At 65.2% G+C, this 14,955-nt stretch carries 12 protein-coding genes; 8 read left to right on the plus strand and 4 right to left on the minus strand.

The genetic code is table 11. The features are described from left to right. Positions 1–239 precede the first annotated feature (239 nt). The 5 genes from HMI57_RS01820 to HMI57_RS01840 all read left to right on the plus strand — a co-directional run bounded on the left by HMI57_RS01820 (position 240) and on the right by HMI57_RS01840 (position 5,521). A complete protein-coding gene (locus tag HMI57_RS01820) occupies positions 240–1,586 on the plus strand; it encodes a hemolysin family protein (protein WP_171584177.1) in 1,347 nt (448 codons plus the stop codon). Next, complete coding sequence (locus HMI57_RS01825; protein WP_171584178.1) at positions 1,583–2,677, plus strand: hemolysin family protein; 1,095 nt, start codon at positions 1,583–1,585, stop codon at positions 2,675–2,677. Before HMI57_RS01820 ends, HMI57_RS01825 begins: the two co-directional genes overlap by 4 nt. A 93-nt stretch (positions 2,678–2,770) precedes the next feature. Next, complete coding sequence (locus HMI57_RS01830) at positions 2,771–3,757, plus strand: zinc ABC transporter substrate-binding protein (protein WP_171584179.1); 987 nt, start codon at positions 2,771–2,773, stop codon at positions 3,755–3,757. 88 nt (positions 3,758–3,845) lie between these two features. Further along, positions 3,846–4,631 (plus strand): ABC transporter ATP-binding protein, encoded by a 786-nt coding sequence (locus tag HMI57_RS01835; protein WP_171584180.1) that lies wholly within the window; start codon positions 3,846–3,848, stop codon positions 4,629–4,631. Positions 4,632–4,633: 2 nt separating this feature from the next. Next, entirely contained in the window at positions 4,634–5,521 is an 888-nt protein-coding gene (locus tag HMI57_RS01840; protein WP_171584181.1) for a metal ABC transporter permease, read from the plus strand. On the opposite strand, the gene HMI57_RS01845 is transcribed toward HMI57_RS01840, so the two are convergent. Then, on the minus strand, positions 5,518–5,955 hold the full coding sequence (locus tag HMI57_RS01845) for a transcriptional repressor (RefSeq protein WP_171584182.1): 438 nt from the start codon (positions 5,953–5,955) through the stop codon (positions 5,518–5,520). The genes HMI57_RS01840 and HMI57_RS01845 overlap by 4 nt on opposite strands. Positions 5,956–6,064: 109 nt before the next feature. On the opposite strand from HMI57_RS01845, the gene HMI57_RS01850 reads away from it, so the two are divergent. Next, positions 6,065–6,724: an MBL fold metallo-hydrolase gene (locus tag HMI57_RS01850; RefSeq protein ID WP_171584183.1), complete on the plus strand. Its 660-nt coding sequence runs from the start codon at positions 6,065–6,067 to the stop codon at positions 6,722–6,724. Here the strand turns inward: HMI57_RS01850 and HMI57_RS01855 are convergent. Continuing rightward, complete coding sequence (locus HMI57_RS01855; protein WP_171584184.1) at positions 6,721–8,409, minus strand: alkaline phosphatase D family protein; 1,689 nt, start codon at positions 8,407–8,409, stop codon at positions 6,721–6,723. The genes HMI57_RS01850 and HMI57_RS01855 overlap by 4 nt on opposite strands. A gap of 46 nt (positions 8,410–8,455) precedes the next feature. Beyond that, a complete protein-coding gene (locus HMI57_RS01860; RefSeq protein WP_171584185.1) occupies positions 8,456–9,538 on the minus strand; it encodes a PLP-dependent cysteine synthase family protein in 1,083 nt (360 codons plus the stop codon). 134 nt (positions 9,539–9,672) lie between these two features. Between HMI57_RS01860 and HMI57_RS01865 the strand changes: the two genes are divergently transcribed. Next, positions 9,673–10,503 (plus strand): sulfurtransferase, encoded by an 831-nt coding sequence (locus tag HMI57_RS01865; RefSeq protein WP_171584186.1) that lies wholly within the window; start codon positions 9,673–9,675, stop codon positions 10,501–10,503. A 43-nt stretch (positions 10,504–10,546) separates the two neighbouring features. Beyond that, positions 10,547–10,978, plus strand: a complete 432-nt coding sequence (locus tag HMI57_RS01870) for an HIT family protein (protein ID WP_171584187.1) — start codon at positions 10,547–10,549, stop codon at positions 10,976–10,978. Between the two features lie 22 nt (positions 10,979–11,000). On the opposite strand, the gene hrpA is transcribed toward HMI57_RS01870, so the two are convergent. Continuing rightward, a complete protein-coding gene (gene hrpA, locus HMI57_RS01875; RefSeq protein WP_171584188.1) occupies positions 11,001–14,927 on the minus strand; it encodes an ATP-dependent RNA helicase HrpA in 3,927 nt (1,308 codons plus the stop codon). Positions 14,928–14,955 lie beyond the last annotated feature (28 nt).

A 14,955-nucleotide genomic window follows, 5' to 3' on the forward strand; every position in this document is an offset into this window, starting at 1 on the left:
GCGATGCGTGCGCAGCGAATCTCCGCAGCACGATCGACTTGCGCCGGCAGCCCCCGCACTTACGCCCATCACCTACCGGCACCTCTGAGTCCCACTGAGCCCGACCCCAATGGGTCCGGCATCGCGGCAGCACGTTCCACCGAGCCGCTTTCGGAGCCTTCTAGACCGGGGTCACCCGGCTATTTACTGTGTTCCCCTAGCGATCAGGGCCATACCGCCCGGGCGGCGGTGACGGCACCATGGAGATCTATTTCCTGATAGCTGGCATGCTGCTCATCCTGGGCACCGGGTTCTTCGTTGCCGTGGAATTCTCCCTGGTCGCCCTGGATCAAACGTATGTTCAGCGCGCTGTGGACAACGGAGACAAGGGTGCAGTGCCCCTGCTCAAGTGCCTGAAGTCCCTTTCGACCCAGCTGTCCAGCTGCCAGCTGGGCATCACCCTCACCACCCTGTTAACCGGGTACGTGATGGAACCCTCGGTCGGGCGACTGATTCAGGGTCCGCTCACCTCGATCGGCGTCCCCGACGCCGTTCTGGGCACCGTTTCCCTGGTGATCGCGATGACCCTCGCCACCTTGTTGTCGATGCTGATCGGCGAGCTGGTCCCGAAGAATCTCGCGATCGCACTCCCTTTCAAGATCGGCAAACTGCTGGCACGGCCGCAGCTGATCTTCACCGGTGTGTTCAAACCCGCGATCATTGTCCTCAACGGCTTCTCGAACCGCGTCCTGAACCTCTTTGGACTGGAGGCGAAGGAGGAGATCTCCGGCGCCCGCACCCCTTCGGAACTGTCCTCGCTGGTCCGCCGGTCTGCCGAGATGGGGACCCTCGACGCCGGTACCGCAAACTTCCTGGCGCGGACCTTCAGTTTCTCTGAACGCACCGCGGCAGACGTCATGACCCCACGGATCCGGATGGAAACCATCGACTCCGATCAGAGCGTTGCCGATGTCGTCGACCTCGCCCGTCGGACCGGGTTCTCGCGGTTTCCGCTGATTGCCGACTCACCCGACGACATCAGGGGTGTGGTGCACGTCAAGAAGGCAGTTGCCGTCCCCCGCAACAAACGGGCAGGGCTCCCGGCCGGAACCATCATGACCGAGGTGCTGCGGGTGCCGGAGACAGTCCACCTGGATTCGCTTCTCGCCGAGCTGCGCGAGGCGAACCTCCAGCTTGCGGTGGTGCTGGATGAATACGGTGGAACCGCTGGCGTGGTCACCCTGGAGGACCTGGTCGAGGAAATTGTCGGCGAGGTCGCCGACGAACACGACAAGCTGAAGCCAGGAGTGCTGCAAAGCGCGTCGGGCAACTGGTTCTTCCCCGGACTCATGCGTCCCGACGAGGTTACCGACCAGATCCCGAACCTCGCGGTGCCGGACGAGGCAGGGTACGAGACTGTCGCCGGATACATCATGGCCGAGCTGGGACGGATAGCGGTTCCAGGCGACCGGGTCGACGTCCCCGGTGGGCTCCTCGAAGTGGAGCGCATGGATGGCCGCCGGATCGACCGGGTCAGTTTCATCCCCCTGCAACCAGCAGATGACACAGGCGTTGCAAACGCCGCAGCAACGGAAGGCCAACGATGAGCGACTGGGCCGGAATCATATGGCTGGTTGTCCTGCTGATCGGCAACGCCTTTTTTGTCGGCGCCGAATTCGCTGTGATGTCTGCCCGCCGCAGCCAGATCGAACCGCTGGCCGATGCGGGCTCCAAGCGGGCGAAAACCACGCTGTGGGCAATGGAACACGTCTCCCTGATGCTGGCGTGCGCGCAGCTCGGTATCACCGTCTGCTCGCTGCTCATCCTCCAGGTAGCTGAACCTGCCATTCATCATCTTCTGGTGGTTCCCCTGGAGACGGTGGGAATCCCTGCGGGCCCGGCTGACATCATCGCGTTTGCGATTGCCCTGCTCGTCGTGACCTTCCTGCACGTGACGTTCGGCGAGATGGTTCCGAAGAACATTTCGGTGTCGGTCGCCGACAAGGCAGCTTTGCTGCTGGCCCCGCCACTGGTCATGATCGCACGCATCGTGAACCCGATCATCGGCTCGCTGAACTGGCTGGCCAACCACATCCTGCGCGCCATGAGGGTGGAGCCGAAGGACGAGGTGACCTCGTCCTTCACCCTGGAGGAGGTGCAGTCAATCGTCCAGGAGTCCACCCGGCACGGGTTGGTCGACGACGGCTCAGGGCTGATCTCCGGTGCGCTCGAGTTCTCTGGCCAGACAGCAGGCACCGTCATGGTGCCACTGGATGAACTGGTCAGTGTGCGGACCGATTCCACGCCCGCCGAGTTTGAGAAGACGGTCGGCAGGACAGGGTTCTCCCGGTTCGTGCTGATGGACGAGAACGATGTCCTCACCGGTTACATGCACCTCAAGGACATCATGTCGATCTCGGAGGAGATGTACTCCAAGCCGATCACTGAGAACAAGGTCCGGACTCTTGCAAACCTGTTCCTGGACGACGAAATCGAGACCGCGTTGAGCACCATGCAGCGTACCGGGTCACACCTCGCTCGGGTGCTCGGTCCCGACGGCGAGACCCACGGAGTGCTGTTCCTCGAGGATGTGATTGAGCAGCTGATCGGTGAGATCCGCGATGCCACCCAGAACCAGGGACATCGCCGAACGGGGGAGGGCGTCGTCGAGCTGACGGTGGACCGAGGTCTCAGGTAGCCCCATCAGAATATGCGAATGATTCGCGTTTGCGTTAGACTCGAATTCACCGGGTAGTCATCCGAGGCCCCACCCCCTGAAGATCGAGGAACAATGCGACGTCTTTCCACATCGACAGCTTTCGTCGGAGTAGCAGCGGCGGCACTTGCCCTGACCGGGTGCGGCCAGTCAGGTGACCCGGCCGCTGCTGACTCGTCCGCCGAAGGCATCCAGGTAGTGTCCTCCACCAACGTCTACGGAGACATTGCCGAGACCATTGGCGGGGAGTTCGTCACGGTGACCTCGATCGTGAACTCGCTCTCACAGGACCCGCACTCCTACGAGGCAACGGTGCAGGACAAACTGGCCGTGTCCGAGGCGGAGCTGCTGATCGAGAATGGTGGAGGGTATGACCCGTTCCTCCACCAGCTGGCAGACGAAGTGGAAATGGACCACGACTACATTGTCTCGGCGGTCGCCGTTTCCGGTTACGAAGAGTCCGAGGAGGAACATGCCGACCATGCTGATGAGTCCGGCGACCACGCCGAGGATGACCACTCGGATCACTCCCACGGATCCGTAAACGAGCACGTCTGGTACGACCTTGCGGCGATGGCAACAGTCGCTGAGGACATCGGGTCGAAGCTGTCCAGCCTCGACCCGGACAACGCCGAAACGTACCAGAGCAACGTCGAGGACTTCACCACCGGGATCAGCGCGCTGACCGACCGGCTGGCTGACCTCAGCAGCACCGCCGACGGGCAGACCGTCGCGATTACCGAACCCGTCCCGGTCTACCTCCTGGAGGCGGCAGGACTTCAGAACGTCACCCCCGAAGGCTATAGCGAGGCCATCGAAGAAGGCTCCGATGTGTCAGTGGCCGTCCTGAACGACATGATGAACCTGATGGAGGACGAGTCGCTGGCCTTCCTTGCCTATAATGAGCAGACGGAAAGCCCCCAGACCCAGACCGTCCGCGACGCGGCGGACGCGGCAGGGGTGCCTATTGTGAACTTCACCGAAACGGTGCCTGACGGGGAGGACTTCCTGAGCTGGATGACCGCCAACGTGGACGGCATCGAAAGCATCCTCGCCCCCTGATCTGGTGCCACCTACCTTCTGCTGGAGCTGAACCCCACTGGCCTTGACCCATGAACACCGAACGACTGATCACCGCACCGCTGAACCGATGGTTCAACTGCGGTCGGCGTCCCTGTCGTTTGGCGACCGCGTGCTCTGGCGGGACCTCGATCTCGACATCCACCCCGGTGAGTTTTTCGCCGTCCTCGGGCCGAACGGGTCAGGCAAGACCAGCCTCCTGAAGGTCCTCCTGGGTCTGCAGCAACTCGACTCTGGATCAGCCACGGTGAACGGGTCCGGGGTGCGGCGGGGAAGCCGGGACATCGGGTATATCCCACAGCAGAAATCGTTCCCTCCCGAGACCCCGTTGCGGGCACGGGACCTGGTGGGCCTGGGCGTGGATGGGCACCGCTGGGGACTGCGCTGGCGGGGCAAGGAGTACAACGCGACAGTCGAGGCGCTGTTGGACAAGGTGGGGGCCTCGGACTACGCCGACGCCCCGGTCGGTCGGCTGTCCGGCGGCGAGCAGCAGCGGCTCCGCGCGGCGCAGGCACTGGCCAGCAATCCCCAGGTGTTGCTCTGCGACGAGCCGCTCCTGTCACTGGACCTGCACCACCAGCAGGCAGTCAGCGGCCTGATCAATTCCCAGTGCCGGGACAACGACTCAGCGGTCGTCTTCGTCACCCACGAGATCAACCCCATCATCGACTATGTGGACCGGGTGCTTTACCTGGCTGGCGGACAGTTCAGGGTGGGACCGCCGCACGAGGTGATGACCAGCGAGGTGCTCTCGGAGCTCTACAACAGCAACGTCGAGGTTCTGCATAGCAAGGGGCGGATCATCGTCGTCGGGCTCCCCGATGACACCACCCATCACCATGCGGAAGGACACTGACAGTGGACCTGCAGGAGATCTTCACCGCCATCTTCAATTTTGAGAACTACGCCGACCTGTTGCCCCTGGTGCAGAATTCGCTGTGGGCGGGGGCAGTACTCGGGCTGCTGGGTGGACTGATCGGCACCTTCGTGATGATGAGGGACCTGGCGTTCGCCGTACACGGCATCGCCGAACTGTCCTTTGCCGGCGCCGCGTTCGCCCTGCTCATCGGCGCCAACGTCATCTACGGCTCACTCGTCGGTTCGGTGATGGCTGCCGTGTTGCTCGGGGTGATGGGCATCAGGGCCCGGGACCGCAACTCGATCATTGGCGTGATCATGCCGTTCGGCCTCGGCCTCGGCATCCTCTTCCTGGCACTCTACGAGGGCCGGGCGGCCAACAAGTTCGGTCTGCTGACCGGTCAGATCGTCTCGGTGGACGACGTGCAGCTGTCCCTTCTGGTCGGCTGCGCCCTTGCCGTGATGGTGGCGCTGCTGGCGATCTGGCGTCCGCTGACCTTCGCCAGCGCCGACGCCGACCTCGCCGAGGCGCGGGGGGTACCCGTGCGCGGACTGTCGATCATGTTCATGTTCCTGCTCGGCGTCTCGGTGGCCCTGTCCATCCAGGTGGTGGGGGCCCTGCTGGTGCTCGCCCTGCTCATCACACCGGCGGCGGCAGCGCTGAAGGTGACCTCATCGCCACGGCTGGTGGTGCTTCTCAGCGTGGTGTTCGCCTGCCTCTCGGTGGTCGGCGGCATCCTGCTGGCGCTCGGCGGGCGGATTCCGATCAGCCCCTACGTGACGACCATTTCCTTTGTCATCTATTTGATCTGCCGCACCATCAGCTGGCAGCGGGGGCGGCGAACCAGCTCCAGTACCCGCCAGCCAACGCAGGTACGCTCAGCCTAGCCCGGCGCCTGACCGGTCGAGCACAGCGGGCACAGGCCGTAGATCTCCACGGTGTGCGCCACCTCGGTGTAGCCGTGCTCCTCGGCAATCCTTGCGGCCCACTTCTCGACGGCGGGCGCTTCGATTTCCACCGCTCGGCCGCAGTTGCGGCACAGCAGATGGTGATGATGATGGGGGGCTGCGCACCTGCGGTAGACGGCTTCGTTTTCGCCGTTCCTCAGCACATCGACCAGACCGTCCTCGGACATCGACTGCAGAATGCGGTACGTGGTGGCGAGGGACACCGCATGACCCGCCTCGTGCAACAGCCGGTGCAGCTCCTGGGTACTGACAAAATCGTCCAGGTCATCGAGCGCTGCGCTCACTGCCAGTCGCTGCTTGGTGACCCGCTGTTCAGTCCCTTTACGGGCTGCCGGTTCTGCTGTTGGTGGCACTGTGAATCGCCTCCTGACGGCTCGGACATTACTGACCCCGCGAACAAGATTACCAGCGCTGCGCGGGTCGCCCTGTTGGCGGGCAGGGCCCTGACGGTAGGCTGACGCGATGAAGCTCACCAAATTCACCCACTCCTGTGTCCGGCTGGAAAAAGAGGGTGCGGTGCTGGTCATCGATCCGGGATCGTTCTCCGAGGTGGAGACCGCCCTCGCCGGTGCGCACGCCCTCCTGATCACCCACCAGCATCCCGACCACATCGACGAGGACCGGGTGGTGGCCGCGCTCCAGGACGACCCGTCCCTGGTGGTGTACGCGCCGGAGGTGGTGGCGGGTGTGCTGGCCGAACGGCTCGACGAGGACGCCTCCGGAAGAGTCCACACAGCGGCGCCGGAGCAGCGCTACAGCGTTGCCGGGTTCGAGGTGCAGACGTTCGGCGGCCAGCACGCGATGATCCACCCGCAGATCCCGGTGGTCGCGAATATCGGCTACGTGATTGACGGCAACCTCTACCATCCGGGAGATTCTTTCATCGTTCCCCACGGTATCGACATCACCACGCTGCTGGTCCCGGTGCATGCCCCGTGGTCGAAGATCGCTGAGGTCATCGACTTTGTCACTTCGGTGCGCGCGCCGCGGGCCCATCAGATCCACGATGCACTGCTCAATGACACGGGACTGCAGATGGTCGAGGGCCACGTTGCCCGGCTCGGCGGACTGTACGGTACCGACTTCCGCCATCTGGCCCCGGGTGACAGCGTGACCATCTAGTGCTGGGAGGACCCCGTAACGGCGGGTGAGATCCTGGGGGAGACGGTCACTGTCGACACCTGCTCAAGCTGGGGTGAGAGGTGGTCTCCGTCGACAACGACGCCGCGCTCCCACCAGAACCGGAGCCCGTCCGGGCCGTCCTGGAGGCCCGCGAGGTTGTTGTCGAACCAGGGCCCCTTGAGGCCTGACCATCGGAACGGCGGGTTCGGGACCTTGGCGGATCGGGCCACCAGTGCGCCCACCGGGCTCGCGACGCCGTAGGACAGGATTGCCGTCGCAAACCGCATGGCGCGAGGGAGCGGGTTGCGGATCGGCGAGCACACCGCCTGGATAATCCGGCTGCCCGAGGTGCGCTCCACCTCGGAAACGTAGGAAAAGTGCACGTCTCCGGACAGGAAGGTGACCGTCTCCGGCGCCGGGCCTCGCAGCCCGTCGGCCACCTCGACCGCCATCCGTGCGACAGTCCTGAAGCTCCGCTGGAACGCCCCCCAGTGTTCCAGATCAACGGTGCGCCGCATTTTCTCGCCGATTTTCGCGCCAACCTTTCCCCAGGCGCCGTCGGCCAGCGCCTCGTTCCAGGCCTCGATGTGGTGCAGGCCGGCGGGGAGCAGGAAGGGCAGCGAAGTGGCGATCAGCAGATGACGGAAGCCGCCCTGCATCTGGCCGTCCAGCCAGTCCATCTCCTGCTCATCGAGGATCGAGCGCCTGGCGGGGTCGAGAACCCTTCCCGCGCGCGAGTCGACGACCACCAGGCGCACGTCGCCGATTTCCCGGGCATAGCTCCAGCGGTAGGTGGAGGGTTGCTGATTCGCCCGGTCGGCGAACCGGTCCAGCACGTCGCTGATATCCAACTCGTCCTCGCCCTGATGGCCGGCAATGACCTGCCAGATTTCGTCCCCGGCCCGGTGCTCGGGGGAGAGGTTGCCCAGATGCTGGTGGACCCAGTAGGACCCAAGTCCCGAGACGATGCGTCCCTGCCACCAGGATGTCTCCTCCATTGACTGTTTCCACTTCAGGGACGTGTTCCAGTCGTCCCGGATGTCGTGGTCGTCGAAAATCATGGCGCTGGGCAGGGTGGAGAGCAGCCACCGGTTGGCGTCGTCCGACCATGCAAGGTTGTACAGGTGCGCGTACTCCTCGTAGTCCTTCAGTTCCTCGCCGGGTTCCTCGCTGATGTCCCTCCGGGCCTTGATGAACTCCTGCATCGCGTCGGAAGTCACGTCCGCGTACACCTGGTCGCCAAGGAAGACCACCAGGTCTGGCCACGCCACGTCGTCGACGCCGTTCGCCATGTTGAGGGCATAGGCCCGCATTGAATCGACGCCGTGCTTGCCGTTGCCGGCCTCGTTGTGGGGGACACTGGTCCGGCAGGAGCCGAAAGCCATCTTGATGGGCTTGCCGGGGGCCAGGGTGGCGATCTTCGAGGGCGGATACTGGGACCCTTCTTCCGGCCACACCAGTTCCCCGTCGATCGACACCGTGTATTCGGAGACGGAACCGGGTTCCAGGCCATCGACTTCGACGAGGGCGTAGTGGTGGCCGTGGACGCCGAAGGTCCGGGCAGTCCAGGAACGCTGCCCGGCAGTGACCGTCACCAGCGCCGCGCGGCGGGTTTCCACCCAGATGCTTGCCGACGTGAGGTCGACATACCGCATCATGGGGCCAAGCACCAGGGAATCAGTCATGCCTCAGTTCTACCCGGTTCACGCGGCCGCCGCTATCTGGGGTCGCTCAGTCGTGCCACGTTCCAGTGGAGAAGAACCGCTCCAGCTGGGCCGCCGCGGGTGCCGGATCCAAGCCGCGGGCGGCCAGCCAGGCGTCGTCGTCGTACGACCCGGCGTACCGGGTGCCGGCGTCACACATCAATGAGACCACGCTGCCCCGCCGTCCCTCGGCGATCATTCCGGCGATCAGGCGCCAGACGCCCCACAGGTTGGTCCCGGTGGACGGCCCGGCATGAAGGCCGGTGAGGTCCCTCAGGTGCCGCATAGCGGCGACGGAGGCGGCATCGGGCACCTGGATCATGTGGTCGATCACTCCCGGCACAAAACTGGGTTCCAGCCGGGGCCGTCCGATGCCCTCGATGCGGGAGGGGCTGCCCGCCGCGGAGGTGCCGCGGTTGAGCCAGGCCGGGTAGAACGCCGAGTTCTCCGGGTCGACCACGGCCAGCCGGGTTGGGTGACGCTGGTACCTGATATACCGGCCGATGGTGGCGCTGGTGCCGCCGGTTCCGGCGCCCACCACGATCCAGTCGGGGATGGGGTGCTGTTCCAGGGCGAGCTGGCCGAAGATCGATTCGGCAATGTTGTTGTTGCCGCGCCAGTCGGTGGCCCGCTCCGCGTACGTGAACTGGTCCATGTAGTGGCCACCGGCGGTGGCAGCGAGCTCGGCGGCAGCGTCATACACGTCGGAAGCGTGCTCCACGAAGTGGCAGGCTCCGCCGTACTGTTCGATCAGGTCGATCTTTTCCTTGCTGGTGGTCCGGGTCATCACGGCAATGAACGGCAGGTCGAGGAGTTGAGCGAAATAGGCCTCCGAGACCGCCGTCGAACCACTGGATGCCTCCACGATGGTGGTGTTCTCGGTGATCCAGCCGTTGACCAGGCCGAAGAGGAACAGGGACCGTGCCAACCGATGCTTGAGGCTGCCGGTGCGGTGCGTCGACTCGTCCTTGAGGAACAGGTCGACACCCCAGTGCTCCGGCAATGGAACCGCATACAGGTGCGTATCGGCCGACCGGTTGTTCTCGGCTTCGATGCGGCGGATCGCCTCCGCCGCCCAGGACCGTTCGGAGAGGGGCGTCAGGATAGTCACGGGTTCAGCCTACCGGCCACTTCCCAGCCCGCAGATGAGTCTGAGGTGCCGGATTACAAAACCAGCACCGGCTGTGGTGGACTGGTGCACATAGGCCCGGCAGTGTTGCCGGTCACATTCAAAAGGAGATCTTGATGAAGACTCTGATGGACGTGCAGGCCCTGCGGGACCGGATGACCTCCGGTCTGCAGACGGTCCTGCTGGATGTCCGCTGGACGCTGGGCGATCCCCACGGCCACGGCCATTACCAATCAGCCCACATCCCCGGCGCCGTCTACGTTGACCTGGAGTCCACGCTCAGTGCCGAACCATCAGCCCGCGAGGGCAGGCACCCACTCCCGAGCCTTGACCGCTTGCAGGAAGCCGCCCGGCAGTGGGGGATCAACGACGGCGACGTCGTCGTCGCCTACGACAACTCGGGCAACACCTCGGCTGCACGGCTCTGGTGGCTGCTGCGCTGGGCCGGGCTTGAGACGGTGCACCTGCTCGACGGCGGGCTCACCGCCTGGACAGCAGCCGGCTTCGAGACCGAGGGCGGCGAGGAGCAGCACTGTCTCGGCGAGGTCGACCTGACGCAGGGGGCCATGCCGGTGACCGGCCTCGATGCCGTAGCTGACCTCGCCCGGGATGGAGTCCTGCTGGACGCCCGCGCCGGTGAACGGTTCCGCGGCGAAGTGGAACCACTGGATCCGAAGGCAGGCCACATTCCCGGGGCGATCAGTGCACCCACCACCGAGAACCTCGCCGCCGACCTGCGGTTCAAGACGCCGCAGGACCTCAGGGAACGATTCGAGGCCCTCGGGGTCAGCGACACGGTCGACGTCGCCGTGTACTGCGGGTCGGGGATTACCGCCGCCCACCAGATCGCCGCCTTGGAGATTGCCGGCTACCGTGCCGCGCTGTATCCGGGATCCTGGTCCCAGTGGTCGTCGCGGTCCGAGTTGCCGGTGGCAACCGGAGCCTAGACGGACACCCACCCATCCCTACCTTGAAGCTGAGGAGTTTCGCATGAGTACCCTGTTCACCAAGATCATCGACGGCGAGATTCCGGGGCGCTTCGTCTGGAAGGACGACGACGTCGTGGCTTTCCTCACGATCGCGCCCCTGACCGACGGGCACACCCTGGTGCTGCCCCGGCAGGAGGTGGCGCACTGGGTGGATGCTGAACCCGAGCTCCTGGGCAAGGTGATGGCCGTGGCGCAGACCATCGGCAAGGCACAGGCGGCCGCTTTCGCCCCGAAGCGGGTAGGCGTACTCGTGGAGGGGTTCGAGGTGCCGCACCTGCACGTCCACGTCTGGCCGACGCAGAGCTCCAAGGACTTCGACGTTCATGCGGTGGACCACAACCCGGATCCGGAGAGGCTTGACGCCAACGCAGCGGCCCTGCGGGCTGCGCTCCGGGACGCGGGTCACGGCTCGCGCGTGCCCGAGGCCAGCTAGCGGCTGGCCGCCCACCGGGTGCTTACCCGGCGGACCCTACCCCGGTCCGCTGCGCTGCCATCGCCTCGCCGATCGCAGCGCGGATCCGTTTCTCTGAGACGGTGTAGGCGGTGCCGAGTTCCTGAGCGAACAGGCTGATCCTCAGTTCCTCGAGCATCCAGCGCACCCGCAACAGGGCGGGCGGAGTCTTCCGTCCGCCCGGAACGAGGGCGGCGACGGCGTCGTCGTACTCGTCTTCCAGCCGCTGGACCACCGCCGTTCCGAGGGAATCGCGCTGGACGTTGCCCGCCAGCTTGGCGATCCGCGTCTCGATGCCGGTCAAATACCGGGGTAGCTGGCTGAGCTGGGTGTAGCCGGTTTTCGCGACAAAGCCCGGGTACACCAGCTGCTCCAGCTGGCTCCGCACGTCGTTCAACGCTGTGATCAGGGCGAGGCTGGTGGTCCCCTTGAGCTGCTTCTCGATCCGCCGGGTGCTGGACAGGATCTTCTCCACTGTGGCCGTCACGGTGAACACGGTGTCGATGAGCTCGGCCCTGACGGTCTCGTAAAGGGCAGTGAATTCGGCCTCGGTCCAGGGCAAGGCCTCCGGGGTGAGCTTGTCGACTGCCGCCAGGGTGCAGTCCTGGATCAGTCCCGCCACGCTGCCGTGGGGGTTCTGCGTAAACGTGAGCTTTTCCGCATTGCTGAGATGCTCCAGCACGTACTTGGCAGGGCTCGGCACGCGGACCGCGAGGAGGCGGATGACGCCGTCGCGCATTGACGCTTCCTGCTCGGCGGTGTTGGGGAAGACCGCCAGCCCGACGGCGGTGCCCTCGTCGGTCAGAGCCGGATACCCGGTCACGGTGTGGCCATTCACCAACCGAGTGACCTGCCGGGGCAGGTCACCGAGGGTCCAGGCGGTGAGTCCGGACCGCTCGGTGATCCCAATGTCTGTCGGTGAGCCGGTCGCGGCGGCCCGCGACTGCACCCTCGCGGGAGCCTTGGCCGGCCGGGTGGTCGCCGGGGTGGCACCCAGGGACTCCGCGATCGCGCGGCGTGTCTGCGGCGCCAACCGCTCCTGCAGGGCGGCCAGGTCGGTGCCCTCGTCGAGGATCTTGCCCTGGCCGTCCACCACCTGGAAGGTCATCAGGAGGTGTTCAGGCAGGACGGCGCGGTTCCAGGAACCGGGCGCGATGATGTGCCCCTTCAACCGCCGCAACGCCAGTTCCAGCGACTGCTCCAGGTCGTCCCGGTCGGGATCGAAGTCGGTGTTCAGGGCAGCAACGGCGCTCCTGGCCACATCGGGGGCGGGAATGAAGTTCTTGCGCACCTGTTTTGGCAGGGACTTGATCAGCGCGGTGACCAGTTCCACCCGCAGTCCAGGGATCTGCCAGTGGAACGGCCGCGCCTCGAGCTGGTTCAGGAACACCACGGGGATCTGGACCGTGACGCCGTCCGAGGCGCCCTGCACGCCAGGGGAGAACTCGTAGCTCAGCGGCAGGTCGAACCCGCCCTGATGCCAGGTCTTGGGGAAGGCGGACTCGTCGAGGTCATCGTCGGCGAGCACATCGCCGGGAAGGAAGTCCAGGAGTTCCGGCTGACGATGGCGGGTGTCCTTCCACCAGGAGTCGAAGTGCCGTTCGGAGACCACGTCGGGTCCCACCCGGGAGTCGTAGAACTCGAACAGGGTCTCGTCGTCGACCATCAGGTCACGACGGCGCAGCCTGTTCTCCAGCTCCTCGATTTCCGCGAGGCGTGCCTTGTTGCGGTGGAAGAACTTGTGGTGGGTCTTCCAATCACCCTCCACGAGGGCATGCCTGATAAACATTTCGCGGGCAACTTCGCGGTCGATCCGCCCGTAGTTGACGCGGCGCTGCGGGACGATCGGAACGCCGTACAGGGTGACCTTTTCATGGGCCATCACCGCGCCCATCTTGCGGGACCAGTGGGGTTCGCTGTAACTGCGTTTGACCAGGTGCGGCGCCACCTCTTCCGCCCACAGCGGGTCGAACTTCGCAGCGACCCGGGCCCAGAGCCGGGAGGTTTCGACCAGTTCGGCGGCCATCACCCAGTCCGGCGATTTCTTGAAGAGTGCGCTGCCGGGGAAGATCGCGAACCGGGTCCCCCGCGCACCGGCGTACTCCCGTTTGCGCTGGTCATAAAGCCCGATGTGGCTGAGCAGCCCGGAGAGCAGGCTGATGTGAATCGGGGTGTCGTTGCCCACCGGGTCCACTGGGTCAGGGGACAGCGTGATGCCCAGCGGTTTCGCCAGCTGCCGGAGCTGGGCAAACAGGTCCTGCCACTCGCGCACCCGCAGGTAGTTGATGAACTCGTTGCGGCACAGCTTGCGGAACTGGGTCGAGGAAAGTTCCTTCTGCTGCTCCTGCAGGTACCGCCAGAGGTTCAGGTAGCCGGTGAAGTCGGAGTTCTCATCCAGGAACCGCTTGTGCATCGCCGTGGCGGTCTGCAGTTTCGCGCCCTGGTCTGCCTGCGGGCGCTCCCGCGGGTCCTGGATGGTCAGGGCCGCCGCGAGCACCATCACTTCCTTGGCGCATCCCCGCTCGCCGGCCTCAACGATCATCCGGCCCAGGCGCGGATCCACGGGAAGCTGTGCGAGCTTCCGGCCGACCTTCGAAATGCTGCCCGACGGGTCGAGGGCGCCGAGCTCCTTGAGCAGGGTGACGCCATCGTTGATGGCCTTGGAATCAGGTGGTTCGACGAAGGGGAAGTCAGCGACGTCCTTGGGGCCGCGGGTGACGCCCATCGCGCTCATCTGCAGGATGACCGCCGCCAGGTTGGTGCGCAGGATCTCGGGGTCGGTGAATGGACGGCGGGCGTCGAAGTCCTCCTGGGAGTACAACCGGATGGCGATGCCATCCGACACCCGGCCGCAGCGCCCGGAGCGCTGGTTCGCGGAGGCCTGCGAGACGCGCTCGATTGGGAGCCGCTGCACCTTGGTGCGGTGTGAATACCGGGAGATCCGGGCGGTACCGGTGTCGATCACATACTTGATGCCGGGGACGGTCAGCGAGGTCTCCGCGACGTTCGTGGCCAGGATGATGCGGCGGCCCGGGCCTGAGGGGCGGAAGACCCGATGCTGTTCCTGCAGCGACAACCTGGCGAACAACGGCAGGATGTCAGTGCCCTTGAGCCGGGGGTTGACCTGCACCCGGGCGCGGAGGGCGTCGGCAGCGTCGCGAATCTCGCGCTCGCCGGAGAAGAACACCAGGATGTCCCCGGGAGCTTCGGTGGCGAGTTCGTCGACGGCGTCACACACCGCGTCGAGCGGGTCGCGGTCCTCCTCCTGGTCCCCGGGATCGGCGCTGTCATCAGCCGCGCCCGCCGGCTGGCTGAGCGGACGGTACCTGATCTCCACCGGGTAGGTGCGGCCGGAGACCTCGATGATCGGTGCCGGCTGCTTGACGCTTACGGCTTCATCGGCGGCGAAGTGCGCGGCGAAGCGTTCCGGATCGATGGTGGCGGAGGTGATGATGAGCTTCAGATCGGGGCGCTGGGGCAGGATCCGCTTCAGATACCCGAGGATGAAGTCGATGTTGAGGCTCCGCTCGTGGGCCTCATCGATGATGATGGTGCTGTATTTCTTCAGCAGCCGGTCGTGCTGGATCTCCGCGAGCAGGATGCCGTCAGTCATCAGCTTGATCTTTGTGCTGCGGCTGACCTCGCCGGTGAACCGCACCTGGAAACCGACCTCGGCTCCCACCTTGACATCCAGTTCCTCGGCGATCCGTTCGGCGACGGTGCGGGCCGCCAGCCGGCGGGGCTGGGTGTGGCCAATCAATCCATGCTCCGCGAGCCCCAATTCCACGCACATCTTGGGGATCTGGGTGGTCTTGCCGGAGCCGGTCTCGCCAGCGATGATCGTCACCTGGTTGGCAGCGATAGCGGCCATGATGTCGGCGCGGCGCTCGGAAACCGGGAGTTCGGGGGGATAGGAGATAGTCAGTGCCATGGTTGGTACCAATTCTAGGCCTTGGGAG

The sequence above is a fragment of the Arthrobacter sp. 260 genome (genome assembly GCF_013116745.1).
GTDB lineage: Bacteria > Actinomycetota > Actinomycetes > Actinomycetales > Micrococcaceae > Arthrobacter_D.

Coding starts and splice junctions, on each gene's coding strand:
- HMI57_RS01850 (WP_171584183.1), top strand. CDS start 6,065: ATGAAGCTCACCAAATTCACCCACTCCTGTGTCCGGCTGGAAAAAGAG.
- HMI57_RS01820 (WP_171584177.1), top strand. CDS start 240: ATGGAGATCTATTTCCTGATAGCTGGCATGCTGCTCATCCTGGGCACC.
- HMI57_RS01855 (WP_171584184.1), bottom strand. CDS start 8,409: ATGACTGATTCCCTGGTGCTTGGCCCCATGATGCGGTATGTCGACCTC.
- HMI57_RS01865 (WP_171584186.1), top strand. CDS start 9,673: ATGAAGACTCTGATGGACGTGCAGGCCCTGCGGGACCGGATGACCTCC.
- HMI57_RS01825 (WP_171584178.1), top strand. CDS start 1,583: ATGAGCGACTGGGCCGGAATCATATGGCTGGTTGTCCTGCTGATCGGC.
- HMI57_RS01830 (WP_171584179.1), top strand. CDS start 2,771: ATGCGACGTCTTTCCACATCGACAGCTTTCGTCGGAGTAGCAGCGGCG.
- hrpA (WP_171584188.1), bottom strand. CDS start 14,927: ATGGCACTGACTATCTCCTATCCCCCCGAACTCCCGGTTTCCGAGCGC.
- HMI57_RS01870 (WP_171584187.1), top strand. CDS start 10,547: ATGAGTACCCTGTTCACCAAGATCATCGACGGCGAGATTCCGGGGCGC.
- HMI57_RS01835 (WP_171584180.1), top strand. CDS start 3,846: ATGGTTCAACTGCGGTCGGCGTCCCTGTCGTTTGGCGACCGCGTGCTC.